The 15,681-nt window shown below is 43.4% G+C and carries 14 protein-coding genes; 1 reads left to right on the top strand and 13 read right to left on the bottom strand.

The window, feature by feature from the left end; all coding sequences use genetic code 11:
• Positions 1-47 precede the first annotated feature (47 nt).
• From ACK8P5_RS20365 to mscL, 9 genes are all read right to left on the bottom strand, one after another.
• On the bottom strand, positions 48-1,010 hold the full coding sequence (locus ACK8P5_RS20365; protein WP_422658074.1) for a DUF58 domain-containing protein: 963 nt from the start codon (positions 1,008-1,010) through the stop codon (positions 48-50).
• Positions 1,007-1,996, bottom strand: coding sequence for an AAA family ATPase (locus ACK8P5_RS20370; protein ID WP_422658075.1), 990 nt, complete (start codon positions 1,994-1,996; stop codon positions 1,007-1,009). The genes ACK8P5_RS20365 and ACK8P5_RS20370 overlap by 4 nt, the downstream gene beginning before the upstream one ends.
• Positions 1,997-2,035: 39 nt before the next feature.
• A complete protein-coding gene (locus tag ACK8P5_RS20375; RefSeq protein WP_422658076.1) occupies positions 2,036-3,721 on the bottom strand; it encodes a phage tail tape measure protein in 1,686 nt (561 codons plus the stop codon).
• A gap of 28 nt (positions 3,722-3,749) precedes the next feature.
• Complete coding sequence (locus ACK8P5_RS20380; RefSeq protein WP_422658077.1) at positions 3,750-4,682, bottom strand: ABC transporter permease; 933 nt, start codon at positions 4,680-4,682, stop codon at positions 3,750-3,752.
• The gene (locus tag ACK8P5_RS20385; protein WP_422658078.1) at positions 4,679-5,608 is read right to left on the bottom strand and encodes an ATP-binding cassette domain-containing protein; all 930 of its coding nucleotides are present in this window, start codon (positions 5,606-5,608) and stop codon (positions 4,679-4,681) included. The genes ACK8P5_RS20380 and ACK8P5_RS20385 overlap by 4 nt, the downstream gene beginning before the upstream one ends.
• On the bottom strand, positions 5,605-7,956 hold the full coding sequence (locus ACK8P5_RS20390; RefSeq protein WP_422658079.1) for a hypothetical protein: 2,352 nt from the start codon (positions 7,954-7,956) through the stop codon (positions 5,605-5,607). The genes ACK8P5_RS20385 and ACK8P5_RS20390 overlap by 4 nt, the downstream gene beginning before the upstream one ends.
• A gap of 241 nt (positions 7,957-8,197) precedes the next feature.
• Positions 8,198-9,094 carry a formyltetrahydrofolate deformylase gene (gene purU, locus ACK8P5_RS20395; protein ID WP_422658080.1) on the bottom strand — a complete coding sequence of 299 codons (897 nt, stop codon included), beginning with the start codon at positions 9,092-9,094 and terminating at the stop codon, positions 8,198-8,200.
• Between the two features lie 50 nt (positions 9,095-9,144).
• Positions 9,145-10,266 (bottom strand): deoxyribonuclease IV, encoded by a 1,122-nt coding sequence (locus tag ACK8P5_RS20400; protein ID WP_422658081.1) that lies wholly within the window; start codon positions 10,264-10,266, stop codon positions 9,145-9,147.
• A gap of 375 nt (positions 10,267-10,641) precedes the next feature.
• Positions 10,642-11,133, bottom strand: a complete 492-nt coding sequence (gene mscL, locus ACK8P5_RS20405; protein WP_422658082.1) for a large conductance mechanosensitive channel protein MscL — start codon at positions 11,131-11,133, stop codon at positions 10,642-10,644.
• A 297-nt stretch (positions 11,134-11,430) separates the two neighbouring features.
• On the opposite strand from mscL, the gene ACK8P5_RS20410 reads away from it, so the two are divergent.
• Positions 11,431-11,904, top strand: a complete 474-nt coding sequence (locus tag ACK8P5_RS20410; RefSeq protein ID WP_422658083.1) for a DUF2621 domain-containing protein — start codon at positions 11,431-11,433, stop codon at positions 11,902-11,904.
• 397 nt (positions 11,905-12,301) lie between these two features.
• Here the strand turns inward: ACK8P5_RS20410 and ACK8P5_RS20415 are convergent, their stop codons facing one another.
• The 4 genes from ACK8P5_RS20415 to ACK8P5_RS20430 all read right to left on the bottom strand — a co-directional run bounded on the left by ACK8P5_RS20415 (position 12,302) and on the right by ACK8P5_RS20430 (position 15,461).
• Positions 12,302-12,838, bottom strand: coding sequence for a hypothetical protein (locus ACK8P5_RS20415; RefSeq protein WP_422658084.1), 537 nt, complete (start codon positions 12,836-12,838; stop codon positions 12,302-12,304).
• Positions 12,839-13,358: 520 nt separating this feature from the next.
• Positions 13,359-13,844: an FHA domain-containing protein gene (locus ACK8P5_RS20420; RefSeq protein ID WP_422658085.1), complete on the bottom strand. Its 486-nt coding sequence runs from the start codon at positions 13,842-13,844 to the stop codon at positions 13,359-13,361.
• A 689-nt stretch (positions 13,845-14,533) separates the two neighbouring features.
• Positions 14,534-14,977, bottom strand: a complete 444-nt coding sequence (locus tag ACK8P5_RS20425) for a hypothetical protein (RefSeq protein ID WP_422658086.1) — start codon at positions 14,975-14,977, stop codon at positions 14,534-14,536.
• Positions 14,978-15,047: 70 nt separating this feature from the next.
• Positions 15,048-15,461 (bottom strand): hypothetical protein, encoded by a 414-nt coding sequence (locus ACK8P5_RS20430; protein ID WP_422658087.1) that lies wholly within the window; start codon positions 15,459-15,461, stop codon positions 15,048-15,050.
• Positions 15,462-15,681 lie beyond the last annotated feature (220 nt).

Below are 15,681 nucleotides of genomic sequence, written 5' to 3' on the forward strand. Positions count from 1 at the left end.
CTAAGAACCTTCGTATGAACAAAACCGTAAAGGCCCTTATACCAAAGCTAACCCTTAACCAGTCCAGCACTTGCCAGAATGCCGAATACCGCTTCCTGTAGCGGCATATCCGCCGGAATGAGTACATAGGTCATACCACGCTCTGCGCATACCCTGGCTAACATCTGACGATAATTCTCCAATTCCTCTCGATATGCATCCAGCACACGCCCCGTTATAGCAACTTCTTTCCCCGTCATCCGCTCACTGTCCACTAGTCTTAAGTCTCCAGAAAGGCGTGGTTCCAGTTCTTCTCTCGATAAAACATGAACTAACACCGTTTCCTGACCGGCTCCGGCTAATAGTGACAATGATCTAGATAACTCCTCTTCTCCACCCTCTAGCCAAAAGTCCGAGAAGATCCAGGTCATTCCAGGAAGTCTTGGTAATGCACCAGGTACCGACAAGGCCGCTGCAAGACTTCCATCTCCGCCAGTAGGAGCTTGCTGCAGGTGAGAGAATAACCGATGGGCTGCTCCTTTTCCCCGAAGAACGGGCAGCCTTGAATCGAGCGTACGACTGTAACAAGCCACCTGCAAACGATCATAAGACGATAGGGCCATGTAACCAATGCTTGCTGCTAATTGTCTAGCGAGCAGCCATTTTGACCCCTCTGAGTCCTCTCTAGATGTATTGCCTCCCTTAGAAGGGGATGAGTCGAGCGAAGAAGTTGACGTTCTTGCATTCATCGAGGCAGAGCAATCCACGTAAATACTCACCATAAGCTCCTGCTCGTCCATGAACTGACGTACAAACGCCTTACCTGTTCTGGAATACACTCCCCAATCAAACCGCCGCACATCATCACCGGGTGTATACAGGCGATAATCTGCGAACTCAAGCGACGAACCAAGACGGCGGGAGCGCCGCTTTCCTTGTAACGTGCCGGCCACCCTCGTTCTTGCGCCTAGACTGAGCCGCTCTAGGCGAGTCATCCACTCAGGCGGAAGCAGATGTCCGGTTTTGCTCATGCTGTTCCCTCCAGTTTATCCAGTACAGCCTGAATCACCTGGTCTGTCGTTACACCCATCGCTTGCCCTTCAAAGTTCAAGAATAGCCGGTGTCGCAGTGCAGGTAATGCTACTGCCCGAATATCTCCTGTTGATAAATGCATTCGTCCATTACAGAGCGCACGTACCTTGCCAACCGAAATGATGGATTGGACCCCACGTGGACCGGAGCCGAATCGAACATACTTACGAACCTCATCCGGTGCTGTTGCTTCTTCTGGATGGGTCATCATTAACAGCTTGACTGCATAATCGAGAATCTCCTCAGCCACGAGCACCTCTTTGGCACCGTGCTGAATTTCGAGGAGTTGTTCAGCAGACATTTGTCTTTGAACCTCAGTCTCATGGGAAGATGTCGTTCTTCTCACAATTTCCTTCAGTTCATCTGCGCTTGGATACGAAACCTCAATCTTCAAAAGGAACCGGTCTAGCTGGGCTTCCGGCAGCGGATAAGTTCCTTCGTTCTCAAGCGGATTCTGCGTAGCCAATACGAAGAAGGGCCTCGGAAGTCGGTGCGTCTCACTACCAACCGTAACCGTCTTCTCCTGCATTGCTTCAAGCAGTGCACTTTGCGTTTTCGGTGTGGCACGGTTAATCTCATCGGCAAGCACGATGCTGCTGAAGAGTGGTCCTTTTTGAAATGACATTCCTGTGCTACCTTGCTGACCAAAAGATAAAATATTCGTTCCTGTAATATCGCTCGGCATCAAGTCCGGCGTAAACTGAATCCGTGAGAAAGATAAATCGAGTGCCTCAGACACCGTACGAACAAGCATTGTTTTCCCGAGTCCTGGAATACCTTCCAGAAGTGCATGCCCCCCAGCAAAAATACACCACAGCATCTGCTCTACAACTTCCTGCTGTCCTACAATGACTTCGCCGATCTGGTTCCTCAGTTTCGATATATTGTCTACCCATTCCTGTGGTTTAACTGTAATTTCAGACATGGATTACTACCTCTCTTCATCGTTCTATATTTATAACAACTACGGATTGGGATTTATCTGAGTGAAATAGTCCTCCACCAGTCCCTGCATCTGCTCGGGCAAGGGATTCCGCCCTAGTGACTTTCGAGCCTCGGCAGCATAGTCCTTATATACTTCCTCATAAGGTCTGGAAGTTCCCGGTATGGTCGGTGATACGCCGCCTTTTTGAACTTCGCCACCTTTACCGTTCAGGGCACCGGAATCGTTCTTCACATTTCCGCTTCCTTTCAAGTCTCGAGGAGTTGTCACCAGTTCACGCCCTCCAGAGCCTAATCCTGCACCAGCTCCTTGACCCGAACCTGTTCCTGTACCTGTTCCTGACCCATTTCCAGATCCTGAGCCACTACCTGAACCCGAGCCACTACCGGAACCTTTACCAGATCCTTCACCGCTTCCTGAGCCCGAACCTTCTTCGTCAGATTCTTCGTCTTCGCTCTCACCATCATTTGAGCCTTCGCTCAGGCCAGCCTGAGCTAATGCCTCTGCGCTTCCTCCGGTACTCCAAGTATCGGATACCGTCATACCTGCGGCAGCCATTTTATCAGCTAGACTTAGACCTTGGGAAGCTAATGCAGCAGCGAGATCAGAAGCAGCCTTTGAGGAAGCATTTGAAGATTGTTTCGCTTCTGCAGCTTTTGCAAGTTCCTCGGCAAGCTTCTGAAGTGCTTCTTCCTGCTCCTTCGTCAGCTGCTTTCCGGACTTCAATGCTTCTGCGGCTTTTTGAAGAGCATCCTTTAACTTATCAGCTTCGGGATTTTTGGCTGCTTCAGCAGCCATTTGCTTTAGGGCCTCAGACAGCTTTTTCTTCTCTTCTTCGGACATCTTCTTAACCTGCTCTGTCAGCTTCTTCATTTCCTGCTTCAGCTGTTCGGATTTGCCTTGCTGAAGACTCTTTCCTGCGTTCGCCATCGCTTTATTGTTCATCATTTGCTTCGCCAGCTCGGAGATCGCCTTGGTCTGTTCTTCTTGCTTCTTTACCGTCTTCTCCAGCTGCTTCATTACTTCTTCTAGCTTCTCAAGTGCCTTCTCAGGATCCTTCATTTTCTCGAGCTGTTTCTTTAACGCATCAATCTGCTCTTGAAGCTTCTGTTTATCATCCGGCTTTATAAGTTCTTTCTTTAGCTCTTCAGCCAGCTTTTCCGTCTCTTTCACCTGCTGCTTGACCCAGGTCTGTTGTTCTTTGGCAGCTTCGACCTTCTTATCCATCGGATTCGGAATGAATACCATGATTAGAACGGCAACGAGCCCAGCGCAGCATATGACAAGTTGCTTCTTCCATTTCGGTGTAGGTAAACGGTGCTTCATCGTAGATGCAAATTGTCCAGCATACCTCTCTGCTTGACTCCGCTGAAACTGTGCAGCCAGCGATTCGTCTTCCTTGAAAGAGAGAGCGGTGACCATCATGTCGCTCCGCTCTGTTCCTTCTATCGATTCATCCATCACTGAAGCAGCATCCTGTACAGGGACTCTACGGAACCAACCGATCACCAATCCGAGTACGACTCCAGCGACGGGCAGAATGTAAACAGCCACCTGAAGCCATAGAATAGGTATGAATCTCCCGATAATGAGCAGAAGTAGAGCAGCTGCAAACCCTGCAGCTAGACCTGTTAAAGCATATGCAGTCATCCGGAATCGCTGTAGCCTGCGACGGGCCATTTCAATGAAACGCATAATATTGTCCATCTTGTACTACCCTCCGGTCTTTTAAGGCTTAGACACTAGCATCCGGCATAGGGCTCGATGCCTTTTTTCTACCAAATAACTTTCCTCTGCGTACAGAACGGATTCGGCGGATGGCAACCCATAGCGAAACAACAATAACTACCGAATACACAAGTACAAATTCAAGCCATAATGATATCGGGGCTTTACTATTAAGCGTCCCTCCCTGTACTAGGAACACCTCTTTCGAAAATGACGGTTCGAATATACTAACCATCGCTCCCGCAGGATTCAGGCCGAGCATGTAACCAATCCATGAATGTGTCTGCGTTGTAGGTACAGGATTCATGAACATATTCCGCTGCTCAATCCCTAAGAAGAACAAATATAGTAAACCTGTAACCAAGAAGATAACGAGCCCTGTTCCATAAGTTACAATAATCGCTACAATCGTCTTTTTGAAAAGAGTAGAGAACATTACTCCTAACGAACCTAAGAGCAGCATCACAAAGAGATAGAACAAGAATACGGATACCAGTTGCTTAGGAGAAATCCCTCCGTACAGAAACACGATACTGTAGATGGGTAGTGTCGACACGATGATCAATGTCATGAAGCTAAGGGATGAAACCAGCTTACTGAGTACGATTGTCGCCGAACTTTGCTGCGTTGTAAGCAGCATACTGAGCGTCTGCTTCTCCCGCTCACTACTGATGACACCCGCTGTGAGTGCCGGTGCCATAAATGCGATCAATACGAGCTGGGCGAAGCTAAGCACATAGAACATGAGCTGGCTTCTCGTAGGATCAAAACGTTGAGAATTGTTCTGTCCTAAATATAGAAAGATGTATATGAATCCCATAGCAATTGCACCCAGTGCCAATACATAGAACAACACAGACAACATGGAACGAGGAGAACGCATACGTAGCCGGAACTCTTTATCCATTACAGGGTTAATCATTCTTCTGCTCCAATTCATACCTGAGTCCCCCCTTTCGTAATTTCCAAGAACACATCTTCAAGATTACTTTGTGCTTCCTGGAAAGACACCACAGGTATTCCCCATGATATGACTTGATGCAGCAGAGCACTTTGCTGGTGATCATCACCACTAAAATGAACATGAACGCCTGTATTATCCGTTAAGACCGATGTAACGAATGGCTCGTCACGCAGCTTTCCAGCTAGGATATCCTCTTTCCCCAATGTGCGAATATGAATGACCTTTTTGACCCTGAGTCTATTCTGAATATCGGATACCTTACCTTGGGCAATCATTTCACCATGCTCAATAACGCCAATCTCGTCTACCATCTCTGCAAGCTCCGGCAGTATATGTGATGAGATAATGATTGTCTTACCCATCAGCTTTAATTCCTTGAGGATCTCACGCATTTCAATTCGCGCCCTTGGATCAAGTCCCGAAGCTGGCTCATCCAGAATAAGCACATCCGGATCATGAACCAGACATCTTGCAAGGCAGAGACGCTGCTTCATACCACGTGAAAGACTATCTACATAGGCATCAGCCTTATCGCTTAAGTTCACAAGCTCTAACAGCTGGGGGATAAGCTTCTCCCGATCTGTACGCGGAATTCCATAACTCGCTCCATAGAAATGAAGATACTCCGTTGCCTTGAGCTGGTCATATACACCGAAGAAGTCCGGCATATATCCGATCCGTTTACGAACTTCCTTAGGGTATTCGGTTACCTCATATCCGCCCACTTTAGCTGTGCCTGAGCTTGGAAGAGCCAGTGTCGCCAAAATAGACATCGTGGTCGATTTGCCAGCTCCATTCGGGCCAACAAATCCGAATACGGTTCCTTTTTCAATATCCAACGAGATTCCCTTCAGCGCATGGAAGGTCCCATAATGCTTACTTAATTCTCTAATCTCAATCATTCTTTTACTTCCCCTTTCAGCGACAGCTCCGGCATCTGAAACATTCCCTGATCCTTAGCAGTAACGGAGAATCGAATCTTCTTATCCACAATATACTTCTCCGTATTGTCTTTCACGGTAAAGACACCTTTACTATCAATCGGCTCCCAGGTATTGTCGGCAGCATTCCATATCTCCATCGTCATACCTCCGCCAAGCTTTGTTCCCTTAATCGAGAATTCAGAATAATTCATGTCCATCGCTGACATTAGCGGGAACTCAGCAACCATGGTTCCTTGAGCCAATTCTATTCCATAAGGATTAACAAAGAATGTAGGAGCATTGGCTTGCGCTACCTGGGCATTGATATATCCGTATGGAATATTTACGATCCCATTTTGCCCCCATTCCATAGTCACGGGTTGGATCCAGAAGTTGAGCTGATCACTCTGCACTTCCTTCCCCTTCAGTTTATAACTCGTTAACTTATCCTCACTCCAGCCAAATACATAAGCATCTTTAATGGTCGTACTCGATCTGCTCGTGTAGGAGGATAGTATATCTCGGTGACGATTATATTGATCATTATTTTGGTTGTAAGGGTAGATCATGCCGCTTAAGTCACCACCCATGATTTTCATAACCGCGTTGCCTGATGTAGGAACATCCGCTGAGCCCTTAGATGCAATATCGCCAAGCTTATGTGCTTTCCCCCCAATAACAAGGACAACCTCTTTAAGATCGCTCGTCGTCTCATTCGTCACTTTACCTGTTAGTTGACCTTTGCTATCCAATTTCAACTCGGTCTGAATTTGTCCTAACTTTTCAGTTCCCGTATATTCGGCTGATAATTTAGCCAAAGACCACTGCGGCATATCTCTTAATTCCAGCTTGGTCTGTTCATCTTCGATACGAATATAATTCTTATTCTCTGATATCCCGCCGCCAAAGGTACCGCCTGAACGCTGGGTTTTCAGATACGTATTCGTAGGGAACTCTAACTCGTAATCACCACTTCTCGGTGTGAAGAAAGCTGAGGCCGTTGTTTTCACCGCACTTCCTTCTCCATTCAGCTCCATGATGTTAATCGTATGAGCCATTTCTTGAGTCTTATCGGAAGAACCAATCACATAAACAGTTCCACTTGCGATTACGGCAATCAGCGGAATAAGGAACCAAGCCCATTCACGCTTATCTGCTTTTTTCAAAATATAATAAAGTACGGGCGCAACGATGAGTGCATAACCAATAAGTAACCATAGAAGTACTTGAAATGATGGCATTTTTAAGGATGGGAAATAATCGAGCACATAACTTAAGTTATCTAAGGTTGACCCGTAGTAGTTATTCGTCAATGGAAGTGCATCTTTAAGAACAGATGCCCATGCTGTACTATGACCAGCCCATGAACTAACTGGCTCCATTGCCACATCATAAGCCGCATAATACACTTTTCCCTGCTCAATGCTTCGCGAAGCAAAGAGAGGAACACCCGCTGTTTGACTTTCAACATTTGCGCCTTCTACTATAGTGGCTTTCGAAATGGTAAATTCATCATCGAGTTTCAGTACTTTACCACCAAGCTTTTGAAGTTCAGGAAGAGTCCCTACCTCCATCGTTCCATTTCCTTGAACAGGTGCAATATCTGTGAATGGAGCGGCTGTCTTGGAGTATCCAGCTCCACCAGCCAATACGAGCGATCCACCGGATTCCACCCATGACTTAATTGAATCCTGTTGCTGTTTCGACAATATATCGGATGCAAAATTATTAATGACAAGGACATCTAACCCATCCAGCAGCATCGGATCACTAGAGATATCCTCTTCTGTCATAGGAACTGTGATAAGCGAAGTCCCTTTTGCATTCAGTGCACTCAGGAAATTCATCGTATCTGGATCATCAGATAGAACGCCTACAAGCCCATTCTGCATTGACGCCTTCTGGATTATGTTCTTACCTGCTGCGAATTTAATCGGCTTACCATTCTTGTATGAACCTTCATAGAATGTAATTTCATTGTTGTCCTTATTGTAGAAAAATCCAGGAACGGCCATAATCAATTCCTTTGGCGTATCCTTCGGCAGCTCGACATGCTGGACATAAGCCGCCTCCTGACCGTTTCCATTCGTGTTGGTTACCCGCAGAACAATATCTCCTGAAATGTCGCGGTCACTTGTCAGTGTCAGCTTCAATGGATTCCACTTGTCCTGTTTGAGGTTTCCTTTGTATCCAATCTCGGTCTTCAGTTCAATCTTCGCGCCATCAGCATATGCTGTTCCGCCCATTAACGGATACGGAAGCACCGCTGTAAGGAACAGCGCAATGGATAGCACCATGATCCCCATTAATTTTTTATAAAACGACAAAATGATGATTCCCCTCTCTTCTAATTAATAGCTACTAAACATGGTTTTTCTCATAACGACTATTTACGGTTTTTGAACGATCTCCTAGTTAATGACGAGTCTCTCCATTCAAAAGTTTGCCTTAACATCCTTTTTAGACAAAAAAACACCCCGTCTCCAAAAATGGAGCGGGATGTATGATCCGAATTGCAGCAAACTCAGCTGCTCCAATAAATCGATGATAATGATTAGAGGCGGTCGTTTAAAAAACTACCGTTTTATTCTGATGAACAAGAATTCGATCCTCAATATGCCATTTCACAGCTCTCGCAAGAACAACTCGTTCAATGGTTCTTCCGATACGCTTCAGCTCATTCACGTCATCACGATGGCTCACACGCTGTACGTCTTGCTCAATGATTGGCCCTCCGTCTAGCTCTTCTGTTACATAGTGAGCCGTAGCACCAATAATCTTCACACCACGCTGATAAGCCTGTGCGTACGGTTTACCACCGACAAATGCCGGAAGGAAGGAGTGATGGATATTAATGATACGATTTCGATAATGCGTGATGAAGGTAGGCGAGATGATCTGCATGTAACGAGCAAGGATAATGACATCGATGTCATCGCCAATCACTTCAAGCTGACGCTTCTCTGCTTCCGGCTTCGTATCCGCAGTAACCGGAATATGATGATACGGAATTCCGAAAGACTCTACATATTCCTTCATATCTAGATGGTTGCTGACTACAAGCGCGATATCCGCGTCGAGGTCCCCTGCCTGCCACTGCCACAGCAGTTCTACCAAACAGTGATCCTCTTTCGATACGAAAATAGCAAGCCGCTTCTTGCGAGCAACGTGATTCATGCTCCATTCCATCTGGAATTTCTCAGCTACGCTGCTGAAGGATTGCTCAAGATCATGAAGCTTCGCCGCAAGATCTGGCAGATCGAACTCGATGCGCATGAAGAACATGCCGCCATCCGGATCCATCGTATATTGGTCAGATTGCACGATATTGGCACCATGCTGGTGCAAAAAGTGTGATACCGCAGCTACGATTCCTGGTCCGTCTGGACAAGCGATAAGCATACGAGCGCGATTCAAATATTGTCCTGCCTCTGACGGCAAGTTCTTTTTTGCTTGAATATCCATAAAGACGACTCGTCCCTCCCCTATAAACCCCATAAATTCTTGCGATAAATTTAAGCTTGCTGTCCTTTACCAGCTAGCCAAGCGATAATGCGCTGGTTGATCTGTTCCTCGTTGCATTCTTGCAATAGACCAGCAGCCGTCACCATATCATAAAGACGTTCCATCGGTTCCCGAGGATCTGCCTTTTTCGCTTTGGCATCATTCTTCAGTACAGCCCAAGTATCCAGCACGAACTGACGACCTTCAATTCCCTCTTTGGCAAAGAACTGTCCCAGTTCTTCAACCTGAGCAATGAATTCAGAACCAAAACGCGACTCTACATCACCGCGAAGCAGTGCAATCTCGATCTCATACATAGGACGCTGAGTCTTGGCATCTTTACCAATCCATGGCGTCTCTAGAATGAATGGACGACCTTGCAGGCGCTCGTTATGAACGATGCTATTAATTGCATCAAATCCGATCCAGCCTGTTCCAAGCGGAGTGTGTCGGTCTTTCGCCGCACCGCGTGGGTTCTTACTATCGTTAATATGAACAACGGTAAGACGATCCAAGCCGATCAGACGATCGAACTCGTCCAGTACACCATCGAGGTCATTCACGATATCATAACCAGCATCATGAATGTGGCATGTATCTAGACAAATCGCCAGACGATCATTGTATTTCACCTTGTCAATGATTTGAGCAATTTCCTCAAAACTGCGGCCGATTTCAGTGCCTTTCCCCGCCATTGTCTCAAGTGCAATCTTTACATCCGTCTCGTCTGTTCCACCGAGAACTTCATTCAGGCCTTCGGCAATGCGGTCAATTCCATATGCTGCATCTTTATCTGTAAAAGCACCCGGATGCAGAACAATGTTCTTCACACCAACTGCATGCGTACGGCGGATCTCTTCTTGGAGAAAGCTCACTGCAAGCTCAAAAGTATTGGGCTTGTACGAGCCGAGGTTAATAATATATGGTGCGTGAACGACGATCTCGTCGATACCGCACTCTTGCATCATCGCTTTGCCTTCTTCTAGAAACATCGTGTCAATCGGCTTACGGCGCGTATTTTGCGGTGCGCCAGTATATATCATAAACGAACTTGAGCCATAGGATTTGGCTTCTGTCGCTGCACTCAGCAGCCCCTGCCCTGAAAAGGACACGTGGGAACCGATTTTCAGCATGTGGCATCCCTCTCTTTCAAACAATTATCACCTATTTTAGCGTGATTACAGAAATAAATCTAGGCGAGGCATAATAAAAACAAACCTTACCCATAAATTCAGTAAGGTTTATTTTCGTCAGTGAATATTCTCTATTTGATTTTCCGGTTGGAAACATTTCAAAGATGTGATAGGGAGACGCTCCACGGTCGAAACATTCCTTCGATCGCTGTTGTCCTCGAATTTCTATGAATTATGTTTCAAGGTTGAAATTCGATGACAAAGGCGACCGCTTCGCTTCTACGGAATTATTTCGTCCGTTCCGCTGCTTCGTAGCTCCTAACACAAAGCAAAAATTTTCTCTGTTTAAAGAGGGCAGAATGAATGCTTTACCCTTTAAGAGTTCGCTGTTTCCGGCTCGTCCAGTACCGATGTGCACTGCGAGCAGCGGGTAGCTTTTACAGGAATTTCGGATAGGCAATAAGGACATTCCTTCGTAGTCTTCTCAGGTGCTGGCTTCTCATGCTCTTTTCTCTTTAACCAATTGATTCCCTTAACAAGCATGAAAATACAGAAAGCAACGATCACAAAATCAATCACGGAATTGACGAATTGGCCAATCGCAATAACTGGGGCACCCACTGCATTCGCATCTGCCAAAGTCGTAATCTTACTGCCATCTGGCATATGCATATCCGGCTTGAGATTAATGATAAAATCCTTGAAGTCAACGCCGCCAAGTAAAACCCCAATTGGAGGCATGATAATATCATTGACAATCGAAGTGACAATCTTACCGAATGCGCCCCCAATGATGACCCCGACAGCCAGATCAATCACGTTACCGCGTACTGCAAATTCTTTAAACTCATTAATAAACCCTTTCAAGCGTAATCCTCCTTTTATATGAATGAACCCATTTTTAATTCAAGATTCGGTACAAGATTCGAACATACCATTTTTCCTTACACATTATATAGGTACTAAACTGAGGGTATCAAGCCTATTAAAGCAAACAAGAATGGAACAATCGCACTCTACTAGCAAGTTAGGTGCATTGATACGCCTCAGTGACCTTGCTTCACTCAAGGGTAAATTTACCTAATATGCTCGAAATATGTAGGGAACTACGTTATAATTCATATAAAAGTAATAGGTGACATTAATCATAGAGGTGAGATAAAGATGCTGAACACTGCGGCCATCCTTAAGACTTTGACTACCAGTGCACCGCCGTCTTGGTTCATGAACTCCATTGCATTTTGGGGATGGGTCATGCTCGGACTGATGTGTGTCGGTGGATTCTTCATGTTCCGCAAATTTTTAAAAGTACTGCCCAAAGCCGATGGCAAGTCCAAGCTAGACTGGCAGAATTATTGGGTTGAGCGAAGCCGTCCCCTCTGGACAGAAGATTCCAAAGCATTCTTAGGCGAACTTGTGATGCCAGTTCCAGGCCCGTTTCGCGATATCGCGAAACACTCGATTGCAGCCGAAATTGGTAAAATAGCCGTAGAGACCGGATCTAGTGAAGTAACTCGTGATCACTGTATCAAGGGTTATATCGTAGCAACGCCAAAACGTGATTATAAGTTCCTTATGAACTTTCTTCACAAAAAAGGCATCGACTATACACCTTACCAGCATCTAATTAATAAGTAGAGCAATTACATAAATCCCCCTGCATCCGCGGAATTTTGTCCGTAGGATGCAGGGGGCTTTTTTGAGTCATAGTCAGATTAATCGTAGTTAAAGTAAAGGGCTACGGGGATCCGCTACCTAATAAGAAGAACCACAATACGAGGGCTAATCGCATTGTAGTTAGTTTGCTGACAACCAATAAATCATTAGATGACAGCACAACTTCCTTTTCTGATATTCTCCAGTCAGAATATATCTCCCACGCTTCATTGATGTAACGAAATTCTAATATCGGGCCGTCATGCTCAATCGAGTTATAAATGAAATTTGTTGTCTCACCTGCATTCAATTTTATAGAATAAGTCGATCTATGTTCATCGCTCCCGAAGTAGTTTTTTGATTGTACCCCCTTCTATTTTTACTTCTCCCTACCTAAATATGTCTTCAATGCTTTGACTCCATCCTCAGATAGAAGTGGCATTACGATATCGTAAAAAATATCATCCTCTTGAATTTCAAGCCCATTAACAAAAATGCTGTTATCATTGCCCCACATAGAAACATCAAGTACCTTACGATTCTTCTTATTTTCGAATACGTAATAAAATCGGGCATCTATACTAGATTTATTTCCAACAGGTATTAAAACATGATTATTTAATTGATTGAGAAGATCAATATGTTCTTCCAAACTGCTACCGTTAACGATCTCTTTATAGACGTAATTACTGTTAATTAAACCATCAACACTTAAAGGAGAACGAGTAAGATTTGATGGAGATATATAATATATTGTCAAACTAAGATCATCAATATTATTATTCTCTATTAATTTTGAGAAGCTATTTAATACTTTTTCTGGACGTATATTGTTCCCTCCACAACTGGCTAAAATAGTGATTGTAAGTAATATAAATATAGGGAATTTATTAATGATAAGTTTTTGTAGGTTCACTACTACTCTACCCCTTCATAAGTTTTCATAATTACAACATTTTTAAATTACGCCCTTTAATCTGTAACGATTTCCCCCTGAGCGGGCAGAAGATAGCCCACCCTCTCAATGTAATGCTGAACCAAATCACGGTGTCCAAGGATTCTGGTTCTCCAATTTTTTATTGGGTTCTCCCAAATTCCAAGTCGCTAAAATAACCTCACAACTCTACTTATTCAATTATATTACATATATCCCTTTTTACCCCTTATAAAGATACTTCTAAGCTTACGTTCAATACAGTCGAATTGCACTATCGAACAAAATGTTTCCTATATCTCATTGCATTCTGGTTGCCTTAAACTTAGGCCTGCTTAATTAAATTAAATGGAATATCCGAAAAAAACAGGTTAAGTTTCTTAGATAAGAATACTTAACCTGTTATAAACTTCGGTATTATGTTGATGAAGCTATGAATCTGATATTTACCATTACTTTATCTGATGAGCTAGATTCATAATAAAACCTCATCAGAGTAAGTCTATGCGACACGAAACATATACTTTCCACCCGCAATCAAGAACGTATCTCCTTCTTCCAGGGAATACTCTTTATATGGAACCATCGGCTCCCCTTTTAGGATCGTCCCGTTCTTGGAGCCCAGATCTTTAATCTTAAAACCAGCAGTTCCCCGAGAAATCTCTACATGTGCTCGTGAAGTTCCTACAATCTGAGAAACATACTGAGACACCTCCGCTGAACGGCCAATAATAAAGTGTTGCTGATGAAGTTCTACTCGTTCGCTTACACCGTTGTCATCAATAATGACTTCCAGAAACGCTTCTTCATCCTCTTTATAATATGGTGATTCGCATTCTTCAACAAACAATCCACTTGCTTGAATGCTATCTATTGCATCCTTACATTCTTTGCTTATACCAATATACATGTAATAATCATAACCAAAATGAACATACATTTTGTTCTTGTTAGTCAGCCTAAATCCCATCAGTTTCCTCAATCTCAATTTACACAAATCCTCCAATGACCTGCCTGATACGTTTTGGCTTTCTGTAGCATTCCGATACAATCTTTTCATATTAGTTGTATATATTTCGTGAAATGCCGTTATCCGTAAGTTCTTGTGATATTTAATAACATTTGATAACTCCAATTCATTAATTTGCAAACAGTCCATTATTCGTTCAATAGTAGATAAATACAGAGTCTCCGTTCGCAGATATTCCTCTAACTCAAAAATTCGACCATAAAATACCATACCAACATTAGAGAAACAAACCCATTCCTCTCTCGTATACGCACCGAACTCATCCCTATATTTCGGATTATATTTAGTAATCCTGTAACTGTACATATACATCTCCTACTTTTTTATATAATTTAATAATGCATCGTAAGTACCCTATCTGTTAATATCCGAGTTCAAATCGCTATTCTTTTTCCAGCTTTCCACATCCCTTCATTATGTGAATCAATATCATACAAAATGAATATATTACCATTTTATAAAGTTCAGACCATCATCAAGAGTAGATGTGAATGTTTGGGTCGAACCGTAGGAACTTCCTATAAGTTCATTAGATTCGGATATGGTAATTCATTCAGCACTGGGTGAGGTATATTGAACTTGCCGCCGCGGTTGTGAAACAAAGAAAAGCCACAATACGATGGTTAGTCGCATTGTGGCTACATTGCTTAAAATATCCCATTTTTCAGCTTGATTTCATAAGCATCCATAAGTCTAGCTTCAAGTTCTTCTAGAAATTTTTCACTAGAAACCAATAAATTGTCAGCTGACATCACAACTTCCTTCTCTGATATTCTCCAGTCAGAATATACTTCCCACGCTCCATTGATGTATCTAAATTCTAATATGGAACTGTCATGCTCAATGGAGTTGTACACAAAATTTGTTATTTCGCCATTTTTGAATTTCCTCACCCATTTTTTGAGTAGTAAACCGAACTCCAGTATGAGAAATTCCTTTTCATCGAAGTAGGCTACGTCATCAATGTAAATCTGAAAATCACCGTCAACATCATGCAGTGTTTTCCCTATAGATTGCTCCTTCAATGAACTCTTATCAAGACTTGGATTGAGACGGAAATCAAATCTTATTTTATCGGATAGGTCGACCATATTGTTCCCTCACTCCCGATAATGGTTTTCACCTTTGTTTGCTCTTTTGTACTATTTACGTGCACATGGATTAATTCTTGATGCTATCTACCGCGCTTTTAATATTTGTAAAAAAACACTCCAAACTTAGGATGTCGGAATTTATTACCGTTTTAGTAACAAGAACAAACGGTTTGAGAACAATCTTCTCTGAGCCTGCAATGTTTTTAATATAAGGCCCATCTTCTGAACTATAATCCCATTCCGCACCAAAATTATGTTTTATAATCTCCCCAAGACAATAGCTTATTGAGTATATCTCCTCTGTTGAAACTTCTTGTTTTAGCATCTTGTCTAAGATTGAAATTGATTCAATGTTATCAAATTTAATACTATTCTTCCTGATAAATGACTGAAGTAATGGAGCCCACTCCTCTTTAAGAAAGTTATCCGGCAGGTTTTTTTTCTTAACTTTTATTTGTTCAAACCATTTTAAAGCATACATTTCTGTTATATCTACTATCAATTTCAATTCTTCTTTTAACGTAGATTCGTCTGAAAAAACATGCACCTGTTCTATACGATCTCTCGAAAAGGCAATAGTATTTCTAGTAGAAGTTCCTTTTCGATACTCACAACTTAAAGCATTTTCATACCAATTGCTTCTTTCAATCTCGATAAACTCCTTTACCCCGTCAGACTCCCTTATAAAAATCCAACCGGTA

The organism is Paenibacillus sp. EC2-1 (assembly GCF_049311625.1).
In the GTDB taxonomy this organism is placed as follows: domain Bacteria; phylum Bacillota; class Bacilli; order Paenibacillales; family Paenibacillaceae; genus Paenibacillus_AQ.

Excerpts from the sequence above, each read along its gene's own strand:
- ACK8P5_RS20430 (WP_422658087.1), bottom strand. The coding sequence starts at position 15,461 with ATGTATGCTTTAAAATGGTTTGAACAAATAAAAGTTAAGAAAAAAAAC.
- ACK8P5_RS20425 (WP_422658086.1), bottom strand. The coding sequence starts at position 14,977 with ATGGTCGACCTATCCGATAAAATAAGATTTGATTTCCGTCTCAATCCA.
- ACK8P5_RS20370 (WP_422658075.1), bottom strand. The coding sequence starts at position 1,996 with ATGTCTGAAATTACAGTTAAACCACAGGAATGGGTAGACAATATATCG.
- ACK8P5_RS20365 (WP_422658074.1), bottom strand. The coding sequence starts at position 1,010 with ATGAGCAAAACCGGACATCTGCTTCCGCCTGAGTGGATGACTCGCCTA.
- ACK8P5_RS20400 (WP_422658081.1), bottom strand. The coding sequence starts at position 10,266 with ATGCTGAAAATCGGTTCCCACGTGTCCTTTTCAGGGCAGGGGCTGCTG.
- ACK8P5_RS20410 (WP_422658083.1), top strand. The coding sequence starts at position 11,431 with ATGCTGAACACTGCGGCCATCCTTAAGACTTTGACTACCAGTGCACCG.
- ACK8P5_RS20380 (WP_422658077.1), bottom strand. The coding sequence starts at position 4,682 with ATGAATTGGAGCAGAAGAATGATTAACCCTGTAATGGATAAAGAGTTC.
- purU (WP_422658080.1), bottom strand. The coding sequence starts at position 9,094 with ATGGATATTCAAGCAAAAAAGAACTTGCCGTCAGAGGCAGGACAATAT.
- ACK8P5_RS20385 (WP_422658078.1), bottom strand. The coding sequence starts at position 5,608 with ATGATTGAGATTAGAGAATTAAGTAAGCATTATGGGACCTTCCATGCG.
- ACK8P5_RS20375 (WP_422658076.1), bottom strand. The coding sequence starts at position 3,721 with ATGGACAATATTATGCGTTTCATTGAAATGGCCCGTCGCAGGCTACAG.